This window comes from Rhizobium sp. RAF56, assembly GCF_052113965.1.
Taxonomy (GTDB): domain Bacteria; phylum Pseudomonadota; class Alphaproteobacteria; order Rhizobiales; family Rhizobiaceae; genus Rhizobium.
Genome location: NZ_JBFRDU010000022.1, coordinates 77,675 through 96,433, shown reverse-complemented (window position 1 = coordinate 96,433; position 18,759 = coordinate 77,675). Strand labels below are relative to the sequence as shown.

Genomic DNA, 18,759 nt, shown 5'->3' with positions numbered 1-18,759 from the left:
CAGCCCACTCGCTTTCGCCCGCCTGGTGCGCGCAAACCTCATGCACCGCCGCCGCACCGACCTCCTCCTCAAGCCTCCGCCAGACCCGCCAGGCGACACCAGACAGATGGTGCTCAAATGGACCTGAATTTAAACCGGACAGCAGTGGCACAAGGCCGAGGATGACGCTGCATCGGAGCGAGGTTTGTGAAGAAGCGGCAGTTGCCAGCTGTCAACTCCACCTGCTGACAAATCCTCTTTCGTCATCATGCTCGGGCTCGTCCCGAGCATCTGCGAACGGTTCATTTTTTGAGACGCAGCAGACCCTCGACACACGGCCGAGGATGACGCCGCGATCGTAGGAAGCGCGCGGCGGCGCGGGGATGAACTTGACGGCGGCCCGCTCATTCGCGGCGATTGCCGGCTTTTTCCCCTTCCCCCAAACCATGCGATGCTTTTCCCCATGCCGGCGTGATTCGGGACCTTTCGCCCCATTTGTTAATTTCCGTTAACCAAAAAAACCTTGACGCGACTCGGGGCATCCTTCACCTTTTTACGGAATTTCATGCAGATTTTTCGTTTCAGCGTTACTGATTGCAGATTCTGTTAGCGGTTCAAGCTGGCGTATTTACGTGGAGAGAGAATCGCGAAACATTAGCCGCCTCAGCTTAGTCTAGGGGTTGCTCTCGTGACCAGGGGGCGGTGATCGGAAATGCCGCGGCGATAACAGGGCGAAGGAGTGGGGTTTATGGCGGTTGTTGCCGAACGGGCGGCGGAGTGGCAGACGGAGGCGGTTCTGGAACGCAGCGGGACATCGATGCCGGCGGATGAAGCGATCGCGCTCGATGCGCGCGCGCTCTCCGACCAGCTGAAGGCCATGCGCGAGCGGTTGTTCCCGCCGACGGCGCAAAAGAGCCTGCGTGGTTTTTCCTCTGGCGAGGCAGCAAAGCTGATTGGCGTTTCCGACGGCTATCTGCGCCAGCTTTCCTTAGCCGGCGAGGGACCGCAGCCGGACACCGGCGTCGGCGGCCGCCGGTTCTATTCGCTCGCCGACATCAACGCGCTGAGACGCCATCTGGCCGACCAGGCGCTGGCCAAGGGCAATGTCGCCAAGGCACGGTCCTACATGAAATGGCGCGATGCCGGGCGCGGCGAGCATCTGCAGGTCGTTTCCGTCACCAATTTCAAAGGCGGCTCGGGCAAGACCACCTCCTCCGTGCATCTCGCCCAGTACCTCGCGATGACCGGCCACCGGGTGCTGGCCGTCGATCTCGATCCGCAGGCTTCACTGTCGGCCCTCTTCGGCTACCAGCCGGAGCTCGATCTTACCGGCAACGACACGCTTTACGGCGCCATCCGCTATGACGGCGAGGCGCGGCCGCTGAAGGACATCATCCGCAGCACCTATTTCGACAGGCTCAATCTGGTGCCGGGCAATCTTGAGCTGCAGGAGTTCGAGCATTCGACGCCGCAGGCGCTGGCAGCACGCCAGAATGGCGCCGAGGCAGGTCCCCTCTTCTTCGCCCGTGTCCAGGCAGCGCTGCAAAGCGTCGCCGACGACTATGACGTCGTGGTGCTCGATTGCCCGCCGCAGCTTGGCTATCTGACGCTTTCCGCGCTCTGCGCCTCCACCTCTGTCATCGTCACCGTGCATCCGCAGATGCTCGACGTCGCCTCGATGAACCAGTTTCTGTTCATGACAGCCGACCTGCTCGGCGTCGTGCGCGAGGCGGGCGGTGAATTGAACTTCGATTTCCTGCGCTATCTCGTCACCCGTTTCGAGCCGAACGACGGTCCGCAGGCGCAGATCGTCGGCTTCATGCGCTCGCTCTTCGGCGAGCGGGTGCTGACCTCGGCGATGGTGAAATCCACGGCCGTGTCGGATGCCGGGCTGACCAAGCAGACGCTTTACGAGGTCGGTCGCGAAAATTTCACGCGTGCCACCTACGACCGGGCGCTGGAGTCGCTCAACGCCGTCAACGGCGAGATCGAGGCCTTGATCCACGCGGCATGGAGGCGCTGAGACCATGGTCGGCGGCAACCGCAAGAACGAATTGAAGGCGCTGTTTGCAGGCGGACCGATGAAGCCGACGCCCCAGCCGACGGCCGCGCCAGAGACCAAATCCGCGACGCCGGCACAAACCGGGCAGGGCGAGTTGACAGCTGTCAACTCCGCTCCGGCCAGCGCTACCGTCGCCCCGGTGTCTTCGGGCGATGTCCCCCGCGCGGCGTCCGGCGCCGTGCGCGCCATGGGCCTGACGCTCGGCGCGATCTCGCGGGAAGCCGAAGAGGCGCGCCATCTGCGACAGGCGCTGACGGACGGGGAACGCGTCGTCTCGCTCGATCCGTCATTGATCGACGGCTCCTTTGTCAGCGATCGCCTCAGCGAGGCGGAGCGCGACGACGGCGATTTCCTCGGCCTCGTCGAAAGCATCCGCGAGAATGGCCAGCAATCGCCGATCCTGGTCAGGCCGCATCCTGACAGGGAAGGCCGCTATCAGACCGCTTACGGGCACCGCCGCCTCAGGGCCGTCGCCCGTCTCGGTCGCCCGGTCAAGGCGATCGTGCGCGCGCTCTCCGACGACGATCTGGTGTTGGCGCAGGGCAAGGAGAACGCCGAGCGGCGGAACCTCTCCTTCATCGAGCGGGCGCTGTTTGCGAAGGCGCTGGTTGCGCACGGCTTCGACCGCAAGGTCGCGGGCGATGCGCTCGCCGTCGACAAGACCGAGCTGTCGCGCCTGCTGCAGGTGGCCGACGCCATCCCCGAGCAGATCGTGCGCGGCATCGGCCCGGCGCCGAAGGCCGGCCGGCCGCGCTGGATGGCGCTCGGCGCGCTATTGGCCGGCGAGGGGCGGCGCATCATCGCAATCGAGGAGCTGGGCGGCGACGCCTATCGCGCCGCCGACAGCGACCGGCGCTTCGCCATGCTCTTTGCCCGGTTAAGCATCAAGCCGCAGCCGGCGGCGGCTGCCGAGGAATTGAAGGACGCGAAAGGCAAGGTGTTTGCCCGGGTGAAGCGCGAAGGACGCGCGGCGCGAATCGATTTTGCGCCCGGTGTCGATCCAGCTTTCATCGATGAGGCGGCGGCGCTCCTGGCGGAACGCTACGCGGCCTTCGCCGACGGAACAAAGAAATAAGGGTTTGCGGGGGCTCCCGGCGCTGCCGGCTCCCGCAAGAGAAGCGAAACGAGCAAGGAAAGGAACACGAGAGCAAGAAAAAAGGCCTCCAAAACGTTGCCATTCAGGAAGCCCTCTTCAATGTAGCAATTCGAGAGAATCACTTCCGAAGGTCAAAGTCAAGAGTCGGCGAGCCATTCGCATGCCGGCAAGGGTGATTGATTCTCATCCGCGCATATTCTCCGAGCTCGCTCTGGGTTCGGACCGAGGATGCGTGGGTTCAAAGGGTTAACGGCATCTTAACGCGCCTTCGCAAACGCGTCGCTGCCGCCATGCGATCAATTTCCCATCCATGATACCAGCGCCAGGCCGGATCCAACTCCGCCGCTTTGCGCCATGGATTTGCTTTGCCTTCCGATATCGGCGTTTTCCGGCCGCTTGCCTCTGTCGAAGGGGATAATAAGGATGGAGAGACTGGCAACGACGCCGTTCGGCGGCGCGCGTATGCGTGCGGAAATTTTTGCCCTGCAGACCAAGGTCGCCAGGCGCCAGCAGGCGCTGAGGGAAGGGCAGGGGGGTAACGACCAGGGCGCGGCCGACAAATGGCAGCTCTTCCGGGCGCTGACGGAGGCGCGCATGGTTTACGGTCTATCCGACCGCGCCATCGCCGTCCTCGAGGCGCTGGCGAGCTTCCATGGCGAGCGTGTGCTCGATGGCGGAAAGCCGATCATCGTCTTTCCCTCGAACGCAGAGCTTTCGCTACGCACGCGCGGCATGTCCCCGGCGACGCTGAGGCGGCATCTGGCGCAGCTGGTGGAGGCGGGGCTGCTCCTGCGCCGCGACAGCCCGAACGGCAAGCGCTTCTGCCGCCGCGGCGATCACGGCGAGGTGGAGGAGGCCTTCGGCTTCGATCTGGCGCCGTTGGCGCTTGCCGCCGCCGATATTCACGCCACCGCCGATGCCGTCCGTGCAGAGCAGAAGGCAATCGATCGGCTGCGCGCCGAAATCACCATTCACCTTCGCGACATTTCCAAGCTGATCGAGGCGGGGCTTTCGGAACGCCGCTCGGGCGACTGGCTCGCTCTCGCAGACCGGCTCCAGGGGCTTTCGGGCAGAGTGAGGCGCAACGCCGCGCTCGCCGAGATGGAAGCGCGCCGCGACGGGCTGGTGCGGCTTCGCGCAGAGACCGAGGAAGCCTACCTCAACTCTCTCACAAACGAAGAAATGAGCGCCAATGACTACCTTTCTGAGCGCCATATTCAGAATTCAAACACAGACCAGTCTTTTGAACTAACCGGCCAAGAAAAGGACGAGGCGGAAGCGGCTGATGATGGCGCAAAAACCGCGCCGGAGGTGAAGTCGGCGGGCGTGACTCTTGCCAAGTTCCTGAAACTCTGCCCGCAGATCAGCGACTACGCCCGCGGCGGCATCAAGACCTGGCGCGAGGCGATCGAAACCGCCGACCTCATCCGCTCCATGCTCGGCGTCTCGCCGGATGCCTGGGCGCGGGCGCGCGCCGCCATGGGCGATATCGCCGCCGCCGTCACGATCGCGGCCATTCTGGAACGCGCCGAGGCGATCCGTTCGCCCGGCGGCTATCTCAGGGACCTCACGCGCAAGGCCGAAGCCGGCAATTTCACGCTTGCCCCGATGCTTGCCGCGCTGGAGCGGGAGGGAAGGGGGTGATGACGTGTTAGCCAGCCTTGTTGGGAAGCTTCGCCAGCGCGCGAAGAACGGCCGCGGAATCGGTCAGGGCGCCCCAGACGCCGTATTCGATCGTGACCATGTGCAACGCCGCTTCATGCGCATACTGATCGCCGCTCGCACAGGCGTCCGAAATGGTCAGGCACTGAAAATTGCGGTCACAGGCTTCGCGCAGCGTCGCATGCACGCAGACATCGGTGGTGCAGCCGGAAAACATCAGATGCGTGATGCCCTGGGCGCGCAGCACGTGCTCGAAATCGGTGTAGGTGAAGGCGCCGTTGCAGGTCTTGTCGACGACGATATCCTCGGACCTGACATCGATGTCCGGGACGATCTCGAAACCGGGGCTGTCGCGCAACAGCACGTTCGTCCCTTCGAGGCCGGATTGCTTGCGGCGCCATTTCTCGTAGGGCGTCATGTCGGCCATATCGGCGCGGTAGCCCTGGCGGGTGTGAACGATACGGATGCCGACGCGCCGGCAGGCTTCGATGAGATTGCCCACGACCGGCAGGATTTGCCTGAGCGGTGCCGGATCGTAACCTTGCCTGGCGAAATACCCCGTCGTGGACAGGAAATCCTCCTGCAAATCGATGACGACGAGCGCGGTCGAGCTCGCGTTCAGGTTGCCGTCATAGGGGTAGTCGAACGGGGTGGCGCTTATCATCGGAATCTCCTCTTTGCGGCGGTATAGCAGGTCTTGGCGACCGTTAAAGTTAGTGATTGCTAATATTTAGACTTGCCGAAATTTAATGCGGGGATGGATGAAAGACGCGAAAAATCGCTTCACAGCGCAAAAAGTTTCGATAGTTTGGCCCCGAAGCCACCAGGCTTTTCCGACAGAGGATGGAACATGAAAAAACTGCTTATGATGACAGCCGCCGCCGTTCTGGCGATGGCGCCGATCGCGTTTGCCGCGGACGCTGAAATCACCATTGCCACGGAAGGCGCATATCCGCCCTTCAACTTCACCAAATCCGACGGTACGCTCGCCGGTCTCGACGTCGACATGGCGAATGCCCTTTGCGACGCCATGAAGGCCAAGTGCAAGATCGTCTCGCAGGACTGGGACGGCATGATCCCGGCGCTGATGGCCAAGAAGTTCGATGCCATCATCGCGTCGATGAGCATCACCGAAGAGCGCAAGCAGAAGATCGACTTCACCAACAAATATTACACGACGCCGCTCGCCGTCATCGTGCCCAAGGACAGCAAGCTTACCGGCGTGTCCGCCGCCGACATGAAGAGCAAGGCCGTCGGTGCCCAGGGCTCGACGACGCAGGGCAACTATGCGACCGACGTCTACGGCAAGGGCGGCGCCGACGTGAAGCTCTATCCGACCCAGGATGAGGCCACCGCCGACCTGCAGAACGGCCGCATCGACGCGCTGATCTCCGACAAGTTCGTGGTTGTCGACTGGTTGAACAACGCCGGCAAGGATTGCTGCAAGATGCTCGCCGACGTGCCCGGTACCGAAACCGAAGCCGGCATCGGCATCCGCAAGGGCGACGACGCGCTGCGCGAAAAATTCAACAAGGCCATCGACCAGATCGTCGCCGACGGCACCTACAAGCAGATCGTCGCGAAGTACTTCCCCTTCGACATTTATTGATATCGCACAACCGCCCGGCATCTGCCGGGCGCCTTTTATCGCCCTGCGCCGACGAGGTGCGGGGCTTTTTTTAAGTGCTTCTCAGCCAGGGCTATGCAGGTAGCAGAAGTAAGCTGCGCTATCACTACCGTTTGGTTGAAATGACGGCGTTTACCAAACGTTTACCATAAGGCCCAGTGCTCGGTCATTGGGCGGACGGCGGGTAAGTGGGGCAGATTCGGTGGCGCTGCTTGTTTAGTGGGCAAGCTTGTCGGCGGCGCTGCGGGATTTACCCAATATTCAGGCGAGCGCGAGGATTGTGGTCGAAAGCGGCGGGATCGGCTGCTCTCCAGCGCGCAGGCCAAGCCGGTCTCCGAGGTAGTGGTAAAAGGACAGCCCGAGCTTCTGGCAGGTCTTCATCAGGCCAAGCATGACGTCGCGCGCAACACGGCCGTCGTGCTCATTGTGCCGCCGGAGATTTTTCGTTTCGTGACGAAGGCCCACAGGTCATTTTCCGATGCGTTGGTGTGCAGAGGGATGCCGGGATGATCGAGCACCTTCAGCAGCTCGTTCTTCCGTCGACGCAGCCGCCCGAGCAGCTTGTCGAGCGGCTCGTAACCAGTGCGCGGGGTAAAGATCCGGTCGAACCGTCGTCGGAACGCAGGGACAGCCTGTGGTGAAAGATCCTGCTTGTAGGCTTTCAACGCCTTGTAGAAGCGCCACATGAGATCGCGGACCATCGTGAGCAACCGCTGCTCCTTCGCGGTAGCCGGCATCAGCTTCTGCACAAGGTGCTCGGCGTGATGGTATGGACGCCCCCTTCCGCCGGTGGTCGCGGCGGCGGATAGTAGGCCGTCGTCAACGAGGGGATTTATCATGCAAGCTCACGTCAGTGTTGTTGGTCTCGATATCGCAAAGTCTGTCTTTCAGGTTCACGCCGCCGATGCGACCGGAAAACTCGTCATGCGCCGAAAGCTCAAACGAGCGGAGGTAGAAACGTTTTTTCGCAGCCTACAGCCCTGTCTGGTTGCGCTCGAAGCATGCCCAGGCTCTCATTTCTGGGCACGTCTTCTGCGAGACATTGGCCATGATGTTCGGCTTTTGCCCGCGCAGTATGTCAGGCCGTACGTCAAAACTAACAAGAGGCGATGCGGCTGATGCGGAGGCGATATGCGAAGCGGTCACTCGGCCGACCATGCGGTTCGTTCCGATCAAAGAAGAGATGCAGCAGGAAGTTCTGATCCTGCACCGGGTCAGACAAATGCTGATTCACCAACGAACACAGCTGATTAATGCAATCCGCGGACACCTCACAGAATTCGGCATTATTGGCCCTACTAGGGCTCATAACATTGGAGTTTTGACTGAGCTCATTGAAGACGGGGAATGCGATGAGCTTCCTGCCGTAGCCCGCCATGCTTTGCGCTATCTTGTCGAGCAACTCCGCGAGGTTAAAACGAAGCTCTTTCGGATAGGCCGAGACCTTATAGCGGTGGTGAGACGAAGCGAGGCATGCCAGCGACTGATGACCATTCCCGGCGTTGGTGTCGTCACAGCCACCGCTTTGGTTTCCTCGATGAGAGAACCATCGGATTTCAGATCCGGCCGCCATTTTGCAGCTTGGCTCGGACTCGTTCCAAGCCAACATTCTACTGGCGGCAAGGAGAGGCTTGGAGGGATAAGCAAGCGCGGCGATGGTTATCTACGAACGCTTTTAATCCATGGAAGCCGCAGCGTCATGCGGTGGCGTAGCCACTCTTGGGATTGGCTAGCAAAGCTCCTTGGCCGGCGGCCAGCAAATGTGGCCGCAGTGGCTATCGCCAATAAAACGGCCCGCGTAATCTGGGCACTGCTGCGGTTCGGCGGAACTTTTGGGCATCCCGGGGAGGGTGCCACGATGAAAAGCGCATAGTCAGAATTCGACCTCGTCGGGTCGATGCGGGTGCGAGGGTAAAGAGCGAGTGATGGCAAAACCGGGCTAACGGGAACCAGTTGATCCCGCTGGGTGCATCGAACTTCGAGTTCGTCCGCGTGATTGGGAACTGGTTTGCGGATCTACCATCAGGGCCGTTGTCGCAAGTTGCGGCAAATTGAAGAGGCCGAATAGATGACTGCAGCCGCAGGTATCGCCATTGTTGCCAAGTTATCCCTTGCAAAGTCGGGGGCGTCCATAGATGAACCCAACACAGCGCATGATTGCCGACACGGAACTGGCCGGCGTCGGAGGGGAGCCGTTTCTTTGCCTCCCTGGACCGAATCATGATTTGCCCGGTCTTAGGAATCCCTGCGACGACCAGCAGGATTCAACGCGCCGGTTATGCACACTTTCTATGTGCTGGCGCTGAAGTGCTGCCACCGATTTCGCCCCACGTACGGACGGCGGTGGACGGGCCTTCGAATTTCATGATTGCCGGCGCATTTGCCCGTTTCGGGGAAGTAAAAGCTTCGGTTTGCCTGATCATGCTCAAAAAGCCGGATTATCTGCTCCTGTGGTTCGCCAAGGTCGGGCTCGTCAGCATTTCGGAGCACAACCGGGGCTGATCCATACCGCGTCCTCCGCGTGCGGGATCCGAGACCTTAAAGGGGAGGAGCCAGACTGCGCGCAAACTCTAACGGCTTACCAGGACTGCGCCGCCATCCGCCGTCACCCCCGGACTCGATCCGGGGTAGAGCGCGCAAGTCCTTGCGCGCAAAAACTGTTTCTCGCCGCCGACGCGGCGCGGCTGGATCCCGGCTCAAGGCCGGGGATGACGGACAGAACGGACAACGCTCGCAAAAAAGACTGCTTTGTCAGCAGCCTGACCCCTCCCTATAAGGGGGAGGGGTCAGGCTGCATCATCGGCGAAGCCTAGTATTGGCGGAAAACACGGGCGGCTAGACTAGGTGCACGCCGCTATTGCATCGTATCGCAGGCCTTCATCATTTCGGTTTTCTTCGTGTCGTCGGTCTCCATTCCGGCTTTCTGCATGCAGTCGGCCTTGGTGCCGGCTTTCATCGCGCCGCCCTTCATCGCGTCCGACGACTTCATCATCGTCTCACTCTTCATCGTGTCTTTCTTCATGACGTCTTCCGCCCGTGCGGCGCCTGCGACGGAAACGCCGACGACAAGCGCGCAGACGGCGAGGCTGGAGATGAGTTTTGTCATTGGATACTCCTCGGATCGCTCTGACATGTCCGCCGGCGGAGTGCCGATGGCTCACAACTATCCGTTCGGCGCCGGCACTGAGACGTTACAGCTTCACGCTTATGTGATACGCGAAAACCGGGACGAATATTCTTCGCCTGCCTTGTAACCGCTTGCCGTTTTCAGCGAATGGATGCTTGAGAGCATGACGACTGCACATTCGGAAGAGGCCTTGAAGGCACTGATGCTCAAATCCCTCGACGGGGATGAGGTGGCCTATAGGCGCCTGCTCGGTGCGCTCAGATATCTGCTGGTCGGCTACTACAGCCGCAGAATGGGCGGCGCGTCAAATGCCGACGTGGAGGATCTGGTTCAGGAAACGCTGTTGGCGCTCCATAGTCGCCGGATGACGTTCGATCGCGAACGATCGTTCACGGCCTGGTTCTTTTCGATCGCGCGCTACAAGCTCATCGACCATCGCCGCGGTCGCGGCGGGCGTGGGATGCTGGAGACGGAGTTGCAGGACGATATCGAAAGCGACTTCAGCGAGGACGCCGTTGCCGCGCGACTGGATATCGACCGGCTGCTTGCCGCTTTGCCGAAGGCCCAGCAGGAGCTGATCCGGCAGGTGAAGATCGAGGGGCAGTCGATTGCCTTTGCCGCCGGTCGGACCGGCCAGTCGGAGGGGGCCGCAAAGGTCAGTCTCCACCGGGCCATCAAGGCGCTCGGCGAGAAATTGAAAGGTGGCGCATGACGACCACGGACGACCTCGTTGAACGGTTGGCGCGCGACCTTCGGCCGTTGCCGCGGCACGCGCTCGCGAAAACATTCCTGATCGGCGTGCTATCGGCGCTTGTGGTTTCCCTGGGGTTGATGTTGGTGCTTGTGGGGCCTCGGCCCGACATGGCGCTCGCGATGCAGCAAGCGGCATTCTGGATCAAGAGCGCCTACAACCTCCTGCTGGCCATCGCCGCCTATTTCGCCATGTATCGCCTGGCGCGTCCGGAAGGCACGCAAGGGCGGTTTTTCTTCGTCGCGGCGGCGATCGTGGCGGTCATGATCGTGGCGGCGATCGTTCAGCTCGCGGCCTCGGCGGCCTACCGGCCCATGCTCCTTGGGCACTCCGCACTTCGCTGCCCGTTTCTGATAATTGGGTTTGCGCTGCCGGTTTTCGTCGGCAACCTCTGGGTTCTGCGCAAAGCCGCACCCACCGACCTGAAGCTTGCCGGCCTGGTGTCGGGTCTTGCCGCGGGCGCCGGCGGTGCCTGGGTCTATTCCTGGTTCTGCACGGAAAGCGGCATGCCCTTCGTGCTGATCTGGTATTCGCTCGGGATCATCCTGTGCGGTCTTTTCGGCCGATGGGTCGGGCCCCGGCTGCTGCGGTGGTAGAGCGTCAGAACGGGGGCGTTTGGTAGATCCGGTTCACCAGTTTGAGACTGCGATCCGGCTGAAGGATATAGGTTTCGACCACTTCCCGTCCCCAGTTATCGGTGAAGGTATGCTGCATTCGGGTGCCGATCGGCGACAGCGTGAGCTTCGTTCTCGGCTGTCCGCCGTAAGTGATGCTTCCGGGGATGGGCTGCAAAGGCTCGGACGTCCCGCCGTTGCACGAAGCGAGAATGAGCAAGCAGGCCAGTGAACAAACATGCCGTCGCATCTCGATCCTTTCGTGGGGATCGACGGGGCAATACCCGGCCGAGCCCATGGATGTGTCACATGAGGATCTATGTCGCGGGCAAAGCCCGACAAGGCATCACGCCCGAACGGGATGACGGCGGCAGGACAGGGTGAGCGCGAACGCCCTGGACGCTCCCGTTGATCGACGGCCTCTCTCCGCACGCGCCGTCATCCTCGACCTTGTGTCGAGGATCTGTTCCGTGTCGATAAAATCAATCGGTTGCAGATGCTCGGGTACAGGCCCGAGCGTGACGAAAGAGCGGCCTTTCCGGCAGTCTGAAGCACCTCAGGCGCTCTTTGATTTCTTGGCCTTCGACGTATTCAGCTCCACGGCGGCGCGGATGAGTGCCTTCAACGCCTCTTCGTCGATCTTGTCGTCCTCATGGATATCGATGGCGCGCCGGGTGTTGCCTTCGAGGCTGGAGTTGAAAAGGCCTGCGGGATCGTCGAGAGAGGCGCCTTTGGCAAAAGTGAGCTTCACGACCGCCTTGTAGGTCTCGCCGGTGCAGATGATCCCGGCATGCTCCCACACCGGCACGCCTCTCCATTTCCACTCCTCGACGACGTTGGGGTCGGCCTGCTTGATCAGGGCCCGAACGCGCGCGAGGGTCTTGCCGCGCCAGTCGGCGAGTTCCTCGATCCTCTGATCGATCAGCTGGGTGGGCGGCACGCCGCCTTCCTCCTTCGAGCCAGTAGCCTTCATGCTTGCTGTCGCTTTCTTCATGGTTGCTCGTCCGTCTGAGTTGAGTGTCTATTGTTAGCCGGCTCCGTGCCAGTCTCGGGCATCGGCGATCGATGCGGGAATTTATCCCAAGGTGTCGGATATGCATCACGCATTTCGATTGCCCAACACAACGCAGAACTGGTTTATTAACTGGAGCATTAGCCGGAAGCAGACTTAGGGCTTAGCAGGCGAGTGGGACGACAAAGATGACTGAACAATTTGAGTTTAAGCTCGTGTTTGCCCTGCCCAAAGGGGAGAATGATCCTATCGAACTATCCAACGTTGTATTTGAAGCTGGCTTTCACGGTGCTCTTGTTGGTACCGGCATTACTGGACTTCTCGCGGTGGAGTTCGGAACCGAGGCGGATAATGCCGCGGATGCTGTGCTTGAGGCTGCTCGCGCGCTTTTGAAGCATCTCCCCAGCGGTACGCAACTGCGAGAGACCGCCCGGATCTCGTAAGTCTTGCGGATGTTGTGCGCTGGCGACACTGGCGTCCGTGGCAACGCGGAATTTGCAAAGCGGTTGCCAGCGCCAAGAGGTCGTCCTACCGTGATCTTGACCGCCGCCCGGCAAGGCATGATGCCTCATCTCGTTGGCGGGGCCGATAGGCCGCGGAGGTGACGATGAGTGCGGTAGCTGTTCTCGTGGCCGGCGCGGGGCCGGTCGGGCTGACCATGGCGCTGGAGTTGGCGCGTTTCGGAGTGTCTGTGCGCGTCGTCGACAAGGGCGCGATGCGCACCGACAAGTCCAAGGCGCTGGCGATCTGGAGCCGGACGCTGGAGCTTCTCGAGCGCAGCGGCGCGGCGGATGCCTTCGTCGCCGCCGGGCGGAAGATCTCGGCGGTCAATCTTCGGGCGGGCCACGAAGAGATCGCCCGCGTCACGCTCGACGGGCCGCAAACTCCCTATCCGTTCATGCTTTTAATTCCCCAATCGGAAACCGAACGGCTGCTTGAAGCCGAGCTTGAGACCTATGGGGTGTCCGTCGAACGTCAGACGGAACTTAGCGATTTCGCCCAGGATACTGGTGGCATCACCTGCCATCTCGCCCATCCGGACGGCCGCAAGGAGAGTGTCGCGGCGCAATGGCTGATCGGCTGCGACGGCGCCCATTCCTTCGTCCGCCATGCGCTCGGCGTCAGCTTCGACGGCGAGACGCTGGCGACCGACTTCCTGCTGGCCGATGTCCATGTGGCGGGTGCCGGGCTGCCGGACGACGAGCTTTCGGCCTTCTGGCACGAGGACGGCGTCGCCATGTTCTTCCCGATCGAGGCAGGCCGCTTTCGCCTCAGTGCCGATCTTGGACCGGCGGCGGCCGGCAGGCCGGAGCCGACCCTTGCCGAGGCGCAGGCGCTGGTCGACCGCAGGGGGCCGGGCGGGCTGACGCTTGCCGATCCGATCTGGCTCACTTCCTTTATCATCAACGAGCGCAAGGTTTCCGACTATAGCGTCGGCCGCGTGTTTCTCGCCGGCGATGCCGCGCATGTCCATAGCCCGGCCGGCGGGCAGGGGATGAACACCGGCATGCAGGACGCGTTCAACCTTGCCTGGAAGCTCGCGATGGTGACGTCCGGCCGCGCCGCGCCGGAACCGCTGCTGTCGAGCTACACGCCGGAGCGTGGCCCGGTAGCCGCCGACGTGCTTGCCGATAGCGGCCGGCTCACCCGCATCGCCACCACAAGGAACCGTGTGCTGCAGGAGCTGCGCAATTTTGCCGCCCACCATTTCCTCGGCCTTGCCGCCACCCGCCATGCGCTCGCCGAGCGGCTGTCGGAAGTGTCTGTGGGCTATCCCAAAAGCCCCCTCAATCTGAAGGCGACGCATGGCCTCAACGGCCCCGCACCCGGCGCGCGGATCCTCGCCGGCGCCCCGTACGGAAAAGAAAGCCCGCCACGCTTCGCGCTGCTTGCCGCCGACGAGGCCGAGGCCGGAGCGTTTGCGCGAGACCATGCCGCGCTGGTCGATCCAACAATCCGCACGCCGCCCGATCCGAACGGCATCTGGCTCGTGCGCCCCGACGGCTACGTCGCCGCCGTCGCCTGGAGAGGCGAGTGGACCTGCATGAACACCTATCTCAAGCGGCTCGCGGGCTAGTTCAGCCGCGCGTCATTCCTGTCGGGTAGACGACATGACAATCACCGCGCCCGCACCGCATCCGCCAACAAGCGCCGCAGCGCTTGTCATTGCCGCGTGCTGCGCCAAATCCAGGACAAAGCAAAGAGGAAGGCGGCATGGCGGAGGAGCGCAAGGCGGCGCGGGTGACGATCCGGGGGAGGGTGCAGGGCGTCAGCTTTCGCGTCTGGACGAGCCGAGAGGCGGCGGCGCTTGGCCTCACCGGCTGGGTGCGCAACGAGCCGGACGGTTCCGTCGCCGCATTGATCGCGGGGCGACCGGCGGCGGTGACAGAGATGCTTGAACGCTTTCGCGAGGGGCCGCCTAACGCTGCCGTCGCCGATGTCGCCTCGGAATTCGTTGTCGCGGAAGATGTGCCGCCCGGTTTCCACATCACGGGGTGATGGAGCTTTCAAGGTCGTGGAACTTTTTTCTGACCTAGCCGTTGTCGTGCCGGGTGAATCGCGGAATTGCTTCGCAGCGTGCCCTGCATTGCATCTCAAGGGGGAATGCATGCAACAGGGGTTAACAAGGTCCAACCTGGCGACGGCGCTGAGGCGCTGCGCTTTCGTTCGCCCGCCAAGTCGGGGCGAACCTCTGTTATGACCAGGGCATCCGAAAGTTTTAATGTTTTTGGAACCGAACTCTTCGCTGCCGACACGCGCGAAACCGCGCGTCAGAAGCTTGCCCGCATCACGTTCGATTCCATGGCGCAGTTCGTCGGGCTTCTCGACACACGGGGCAACGTGATCGAAATCAACCGGGTGGCGCTCGAGACCGCCGGGACGGCGCTTTCCGAGATCGAAGGCAAGCCTTTCTGGACGACCTTCTGGTGGCAGGCATCCGAGGAGATGCGCGAGGCACTTCGCACGAAGATCCAATCCGCCGCGAGCGGCGATCGCATGCGTTGGGACGCCAAGATCCGCGGACATGCCGACGGCGACATGGTCGCCATCGAGGCGACGCTGATGCCGCTGAAGGACGAGCGCGGCCGCGTGCGGTTCATCACCTTCGAGGCGCGCGACCTAACCGCCGGAAGAGCGGAGGAGCGCGAGATCGGCCGCCCCGACGGTGAGGGGACGACGTCTTCCCAGGTGCAAACGCGGGCGGAGCATACGCGGCTGATCAGAGAGGAAGCGCGGGTCCTGGAAATCCTGAACCGCGTCGGCATGACAGTTTCGGCCGAGCTCAATCTCGACCGCGCGGTGCAGGTGGTGACCGATGCCGCCACCGAGATCACCGGGGCCGCCTTCGGCTCCTTCTTCTACAACGTGCTCGACGAGCAGGGCGAGAGCTACATGCTCTATGCGCTCTCGGGCGTGCCGCGCGAGGCCTTTTCGCGATTTCCGATGCCGCGCAACACCGCCGTCTTCGCCCCCACCTTCAAGGGCGAGGGGGTGGTGCGCTCCGACGATATCCTTGAGGATCCACGGTATGGCAAGCACGCGCCATACTATGGAATGCCGAAGGGGCATTTGCCGGTGCGCAGCTATCTTGCCGCCCCCGTGCTGTCGCGCTCGGGCGAAGTGCTCGGCGGTCTCTTCCTCGGACATCCCGAGCCCGGCGTCTTCACCGCCGCCGCCGAGCGGCTTGTCACCGGGATTGCCGTGCAGGCGGCGATCGCCATCGACAATGCGCGGCTCTTCCAGGCCGCGGAACGGGAGGTCGCCGAGCGGCGGCGCGCCGAAGTCGCACTCCAGCAGCTCAACGCCACGCTCGGCGAGCGCGTTGCCGAGGAGGTCCGCGAGCGCGCCAAGGCCGAAGACCAGTTGCGCCAGGTGCAGAAGATGGAGGCCGTCGGCCAGCTCACCGGCGGCATCGCCCACGACTTCAACAACATGCTTGCCGTCATCGTCGGCGGTCTCAATCTTTTGCAGCGAAAACTCGCCAAGGGCGACATGGATGTCGGCCGCTTCATCGAGGGGGCACTCGAGGGCGCGCAGCGCGCGAGCGCGCTCACCAAGCGCCTGCTGGCCTTCTCCCGTCAGCAGACGCTGGAGCCTGAGCCGATCGATCTCAACGGCATGGTGCTCGGCACGCGCGACCTTCTGATGCGCACGCTCGGCGAGCATGTTCACATCAAGACAGCGCTGGAAGTCGATCTCTGGCAGGTGAAGGTCGATCCGGGGCAGATCGAAAACACCATCCTCAACCTTGCCGTCAACGCGCGCGACGCCATGCCCGACGGCGGTGCGCTGACGATCGGCACCTCTAACCTCGGGCTCGACGATCGCCAAGCCGCGGAGTTTGCCATTTCCCCGGGTCCCTATGTGCTGCTGGTCGTTGCCGATACCGGCTTCGGCATGGCGCCCGACGTGATCGCCAAGGCCTTCGAACCGTTCTTCACCACCAAGGAGGTCGGCAAGGGCACCGGCCTCGGTCTCAGCCAGGTCTATGGCTTCGTGCGGCAATCGGGCGGTCACGTTCAGATTGAATCGCAGCCGGGGAGCGGCACGGCGGTGCGCATCTACCTGCCGCGCCACGAGGGAGCGGCGCAAAAAGCCGGGATTACGGGCGCCGACTGCCACGGCCTGCCCGGCGAGGTCGTCATGGTCGTCGAGGACGAGGCGCAGGTGCGCGCGATCTCGGTGGAAGCGCTGAAGGAGCTCGGGTATGGGGTGATCGAGGCGGCGGGCCCTGGCGAAGCGCTCCGCCTCCTGGAACAGGGCCAGCCAGTTTCGCTGCTCTTCACCGACGTGGTCATGCCGGATATGTCCGGCCGGGAGCTCGCCGATCGCGCCCGCGACAGGCTTCCGGGCCTGAAGGTCCTCTATACCAGCGGCTATGCGCGCAACGCCATTCTGCGCAACGGCTCGATAGAGCCGGGCACGAGCCTTCTCTCCAAACCCTTCAGCGTCGACGACCTGGCGCTCAAGGTGCGCCAGGCACTCGACAGATAATGACGCGCGCGGCGGACTTTCCTACCGCGTTGCGGCCGACGACGAACCGGCGGTAGGCGGGACGCGGGCTCATTTCCAATAGCCGTTGGCAGCGGCGATCGTCTGGAAATTGATCGCAATCACCTGCGAGGAGGCGATCAGGCTGTCGGCGTCGTTCTCGTAGATGCCGCGCAGCCGCTTGCGCACCTCGTCGGATGGCTGCGTCACCTTGACCCCCATGCGGGACATCTTGACGGCAAGCTCCCAACCGGCCTGGGCCGTGTCGGTCTTCAACGTTGAAAGCCAAGGTTCACTCATGATCTTCCTCCATGTTTGCGGATTGAACGCCCAGCGTCGGACCTTTCGTGCCGCACTTTGCGGGGGCGGGCATCGGCGCGAAAATGTAAGGCGGGCACAGTCTGACGAGGCAATTTATAAGCGATATGAAATCGCCTTGTCGTCTACGTTCTTAGACGTAAACGGCAGTCCGATCCCCGCTCAGCCCGCAGGCCGTTCCGTTGCATTAGGACAAAGATTGGATTCAGTCTTTCTTGGTGAATTTCCGTTAGCAATGTCTTTTCATGGTTCGCGGCGTTGCCCTGCGATCGTTTCTTTTTGCGTACGGATTGTTCATGCGTCTGTCGGCTGTGCCAGCAATCGTCTTTACCTGCCTCACTCTCGTGGGTTGCGTGTCCGGTTCCAGTCCGGAAAGCCTGGTGGCGGGACTGCCGTCGCCGGAAAAGACGGGCTCCGTCGTCCCGGCGTCAGGCCCGATACCTTCCGGCTCGGTGGGAACCGACGAGGAGCGGGCCAGCCAGACGGCTCAGCAACGGGAGGTTCTGGCCTGGGCAGGGCAGGTCGCGCAGCCTCCGGCCTTCGAAGATGCGCCGACGGCGGTAGCCTTGCCGGTTCCATCCGACAGGCCGCTGACGTCGCCGCAGCCCGAACCGCCTGCCATCGGCTCGCAGGCGCCGGTTCGCTCGCGGGTCTACGGTCATCGCTTCCGCGACGCCAAGCCGATCAGCTTCGGCAGATCGTCGCCACGCAAGCTCAGCGTACACGGCGTCGACGTTTCGCGCTGGCAGGGTGATATCGATTGGGCAACCTTGCGCGATCAGGGCGCGAACTTCGTCTACATCAAGGCGACGGACGGTGGCGATCATCTCGATCCGATGTTCATGAGCAACTGGCGCCAGGCCAAAAAAGCTGGCCTGAAGCACGGCGCCTATCACTTCTTCTACTGGTGCCGCACCGCCGGCGAGCAGGCGGACTGGTTCATCCGCAACGTGCCCAAGGAAGCCGGCGCCCTTCCGCCGGTCCTCGACGTCGAGTGGAACGGGGAGTCGAGTTGCAGCCAGCGCATTTCGCGCGCGCGCGTCCTCGAAAAGATGCAGGTCTTCCTCGACAAACTGGAACATCACTACGGCCAGCGGCCGATCATCTATACCGCGCCGGACTTCTACCGCGACAACCTTCGCGGCGAACTGCTCAACTATCCCTTCTGGCTGCGCTCGGTGGCCGCCCACCCGTCAACCGTCTATCCCGGCCGCAAATGGCTCTTCTGGCAATATTCAGGCTCGGGAATATCCGACGGCGTCGACGGCAGGATCGATCTCAACGTCTTCAACGGCAACGAAGACGACTGGCACGACTGGGTGACAGCGCGTGCGGGGTGAGCCGTTCTGATTTGCAGGCGTTTCTGCGACAGGCGTCGAGGATCGCCTTATCGGGGGTTGCAATTCGCCCCTCGCGCTGATTTCCGTGTCCGGGAGGCATTCCATCCCGATGATTTCAGGTGGATGGCTGATATCGACAGCCCGCCTGCAGAGCCGAGCCTATTGACTTCGTCTCGCTA

The 18,759-nt window shown here is 62.5% G+C and carries 17 protein-coding genes and 3 pseudogenes; 14 read left to right on the top strand and 6 right to left on the bottom strand.

Annotated elements, in window-relative coordinates:
• The 4 genes and pseudogenes from AB4048_RS18990 to repC all read left to right on the top strand — a co-directional run.
• Nucleotides 1–127 (top strand): annotated as a pseudogene (locus AB4048_RS18990) (IS4 family transposase); the annotation flags it as partial.
• Nucleotides 128–796: 669 nt separating this feature from the next.
• Nucleotides 797–2,002 carry a plasmid partitioning protein RepA gene (repA, locus tag AB4048_RS18985; RefSeq protein WP_442203541.1) on the top strand — a complete coding sequence of 402 codons (1,206 nt, stop codon included), beginning with the start codon at nt 797–799 and terminating at the stop codon, nt 2,000–2,002.
• A 4-nt stretch (nt 2,003–2,006) separates the two neighbouring features.
• Entirely contained in the window at nt 2,007–3,116 is a 1,110-nt protein-coding gene (repB, locus tag AB4048_RS18980; RefSeq protein WP_442203537.1) for a plasmid partitioning protein RepB, read from the top strand.
• Between the two features lie 444 nt (nt 3,117–3,560).
• A complete protein-coding gene (gene repC / locus AB4048_RS18975) occupies nt 3,561–4,781 on the top strand; it encodes a plasmid replication protein RepC (RefSeq protein ID WP_442203536.1) in 1,221 nt (406 codons plus the stop codon).
• A 7-nt stretch (nt 4,782–4,788) separates the two neighbouring features.
• Here repC and AB4048_RS18970 read toward each other — a convergent pair whose 3' ends face one another.
• The gene (locus AB4048_RS18970; protein WP_442203535.1) at nt 4,789–5,463 is read right to left on the bottom strand and encodes a cysteine hydrolase family protein; all 675 of its coding nucleotides are present in this window, start codon (nt 5,461–5,463) and stop codon (nt 4,789–4,791) included.
• A 186-nt stretch (nt 5,464–5,649) separates the two neighbouring features.
• Between AB4048_RS18970 and AB4048_RS18965 the strand changes: the two genes are divergently transcribed.
• The gene (locus tag AB4048_RS18965; RefSeq protein ID WP_442203534.1) at nt 5,650–6,408 is read left to right on the top strand and encodes a transporter substrate-binding domain-containing protein; all 759 of its coding nucleotides are present in this window, start codon (nt 5,650–5,652) and stop codon (nt 6,406–6,408) included.
• A gap of 279 nt (nt 6,409–6,687) precedes the next feature.
• On the opposite strand, the pseudogene AB4048_RS18960 reads toward AB4048_RS18965, so the two are convergent.
• Nucleotides 6,688–7,190 (bottom strand): annotated as a pseudogene (locus tag AB4048_RS18960) (IS66 family transposase); the annotation flags it as partial.
• A gap of 73 nt (nt 7,191–7,263) precedes the next feature.
• Between AB4048_RS18960 and AB4048_RS18955 the strand changes: the two are divergent.
• Together AB4048_RS18955 and AB4048_RS18950 are read left to right on the top strand one after the other, a co-directional pair.
• Nucleotides 7,264–8,299: pseudogene (locus AB4048_RS18955) on the top strand (IS110 family transposase).
• Nucleotides 8,300–8,646: 347 nt separating this feature from the next.
• Complete coding sequence (locus AB4048_RS18950) at nt 8,647–8,928, top strand: hypothetical protein (protein WP_442203533.1); 282 nt, start codon at nt 8,647–8,649, stop codon at nt 8,926–8,928.
• A 352-nt stretch (nt 8,929–9,280) separates the two neighbouring features.
• On the opposite strand, the gene AB4048_RS18945 is transcribed toward AB4048_RS18950, so the two are convergent.
• Complete coding sequence (locus tag AB4048_RS18945) at nt 9,281–9,532, bottom strand: pentapeptide MXKDX repeat protein (protein ID WP_442203532.1); 252 nt, start codon at nt 9,530–9,532, stop codon at nt 9,281–9,283.
• A gap of 184 nt (nt 9,533–9,716) precedes the next feature.
• Here AB4048_RS18945 and AB4048_RS18940 point away from each other — a divergent pair, with 184 nt between their 5' ends.
• Both AB4048_RS18940 and AB4048_RS18935 read left to right on the top strand, forming a co-directional pair.
• On the top strand, nt 9,717–10,265 hold the full coding sequence (locus tag AB4048_RS18940; RefSeq protein WP_442203531.1) for a sigma-70 family RNA polymerase sigma factor: 549 nt from the start codon (nt 9,717–9,719) through the stop codon (nt 10,263–10,265).
• Nucleotides 10,262–10,900: an NrsF family protein gene (locus tag AB4048_RS18935; RefSeq protein ID WP_442203530.1), complete on the top strand. Its 639-nt coding sequence runs from the start codon at nt 10,262–10,264 to the stop codon at nt 10,898–10,900. Before AB4048_RS18940 ends, AB4048_RS18935 begins: the two co-directional genes overlap by 4 nt.
• A 4-nt stretch (nt 10,901–10,904) precedes the next feature.
• Here the strand turns inward: AB4048_RS18935 and AB4048_RS18930 are convergent, their stop codons facing one another.
• Nucleotides 10,905–11,096, bottom strand: a complete 192-nt coding sequence (locus AB4048_RS18930) for a hypothetical protein (protein ID WP_442203529.1) — start codon at nt 11,094–11,096, stop codon at nt 10,905–10,907.
• A gap of 378 nt (nt 11,097–11,474) precedes the next feature.
• Entirely contained in the window at nt 11,475–11,912 is a 438-nt protein-coding gene (locus tag AB4048_RS18925; protein ID WP_442203528.1) for a DUF1801 domain-containing protein, read from the bottom strand.
• A 206-nt stretch (nt 11,913–12,118) separates the two neighbouring features.
• Here AB4048_RS18925 and AB4048_RS18920 point away from each other — a divergent pair, with 206 nt between their 5' ends.
• The 4 genes from AB4048_RS18920 to AB4048_RS18905 all read left to right on the top strand — a co-directional run bounded on the left by AB4048_RS18920 (nt 12,119) and on the right by AB4048_RS18905 (nt 16,925).
• Nucleotides 12,119–12,373: a hypothetical protein gene (locus AB4048_RS18920; protein ID WP_442203527.1), complete on the top strand. Its 255-nt coding sequence runs from the start codon at nt 12,119–12,121 to the stop codon at nt 12,371–12,373.
• 164 nt (nt 12,374–12,537) lie between these two features.
• Entirely contained in the window at nt 12,538–14,007 is a 1,470-nt protein-coding gene (locus tag AB4048_RS18915) for an FAD-dependent monooxygenase (RefSeq protein WP_442203526.1), read from the top strand.
• A 137-nt stretch (nt 14,008–14,144) separates the two neighbouring features.
• Nucleotides 14,145–14,429 (top strand): acylphosphatase, encoded by a 285-nt coding sequence (locus tag AB4048_RS18910; RefSeq protein ID WP_442203525.1) that lies wholly within the window; start codon nt 14,145–14,147, stop codon nt 14,427–14,429.
• 198 nt (nt 14,430–14,627) lie between these two features.
• Entirely contained in the window at nt 14,628–16,925 is a 2,298-nt protein-coding gene (locus tag AB4048_RS18905; protein WP_442203524.1) for an ATP-binding protein, read from the top strand.
• A 69-nt stretch (nt 16,926–16,994) separates the two neighbouring features.
• Here AB4048_RS18905 and AB4048_RS18900 read toward each other — a convergent pair whose 3' ends face one another.
• The gene (locus AB4048_RS18900) at nt 16,995–17,222 is read right to left on the bottom strand and encodes a hexameric tyrosine-coordinated heme protein (protein WP_442203523.1); all 228 of its coding nucleotides are present in this window, start codon (nt 17,220–17,222) and stop codon (nt 16,995–16,997) included.
• A 314-nt stretch (nt 17,223–17,536) separates the two neighbouring features.
• Between AB4048_RS18900 and AB4048_RS18895 the strand changes: the two genes are divergently transcribed.
• On the top strand, nt 17,537–18,580 hold the full coding sequence (locus AB4048_RS18895) for a GH25 family lysozyme (protein ID WP_442203522.1): 1,044 nt from the start codon (nt 17,537–17,539) through the stop codon (nt 18,578–18,580).
• Nucleotides 18,581–18,759: the final 179 nt, after the last annotated feature.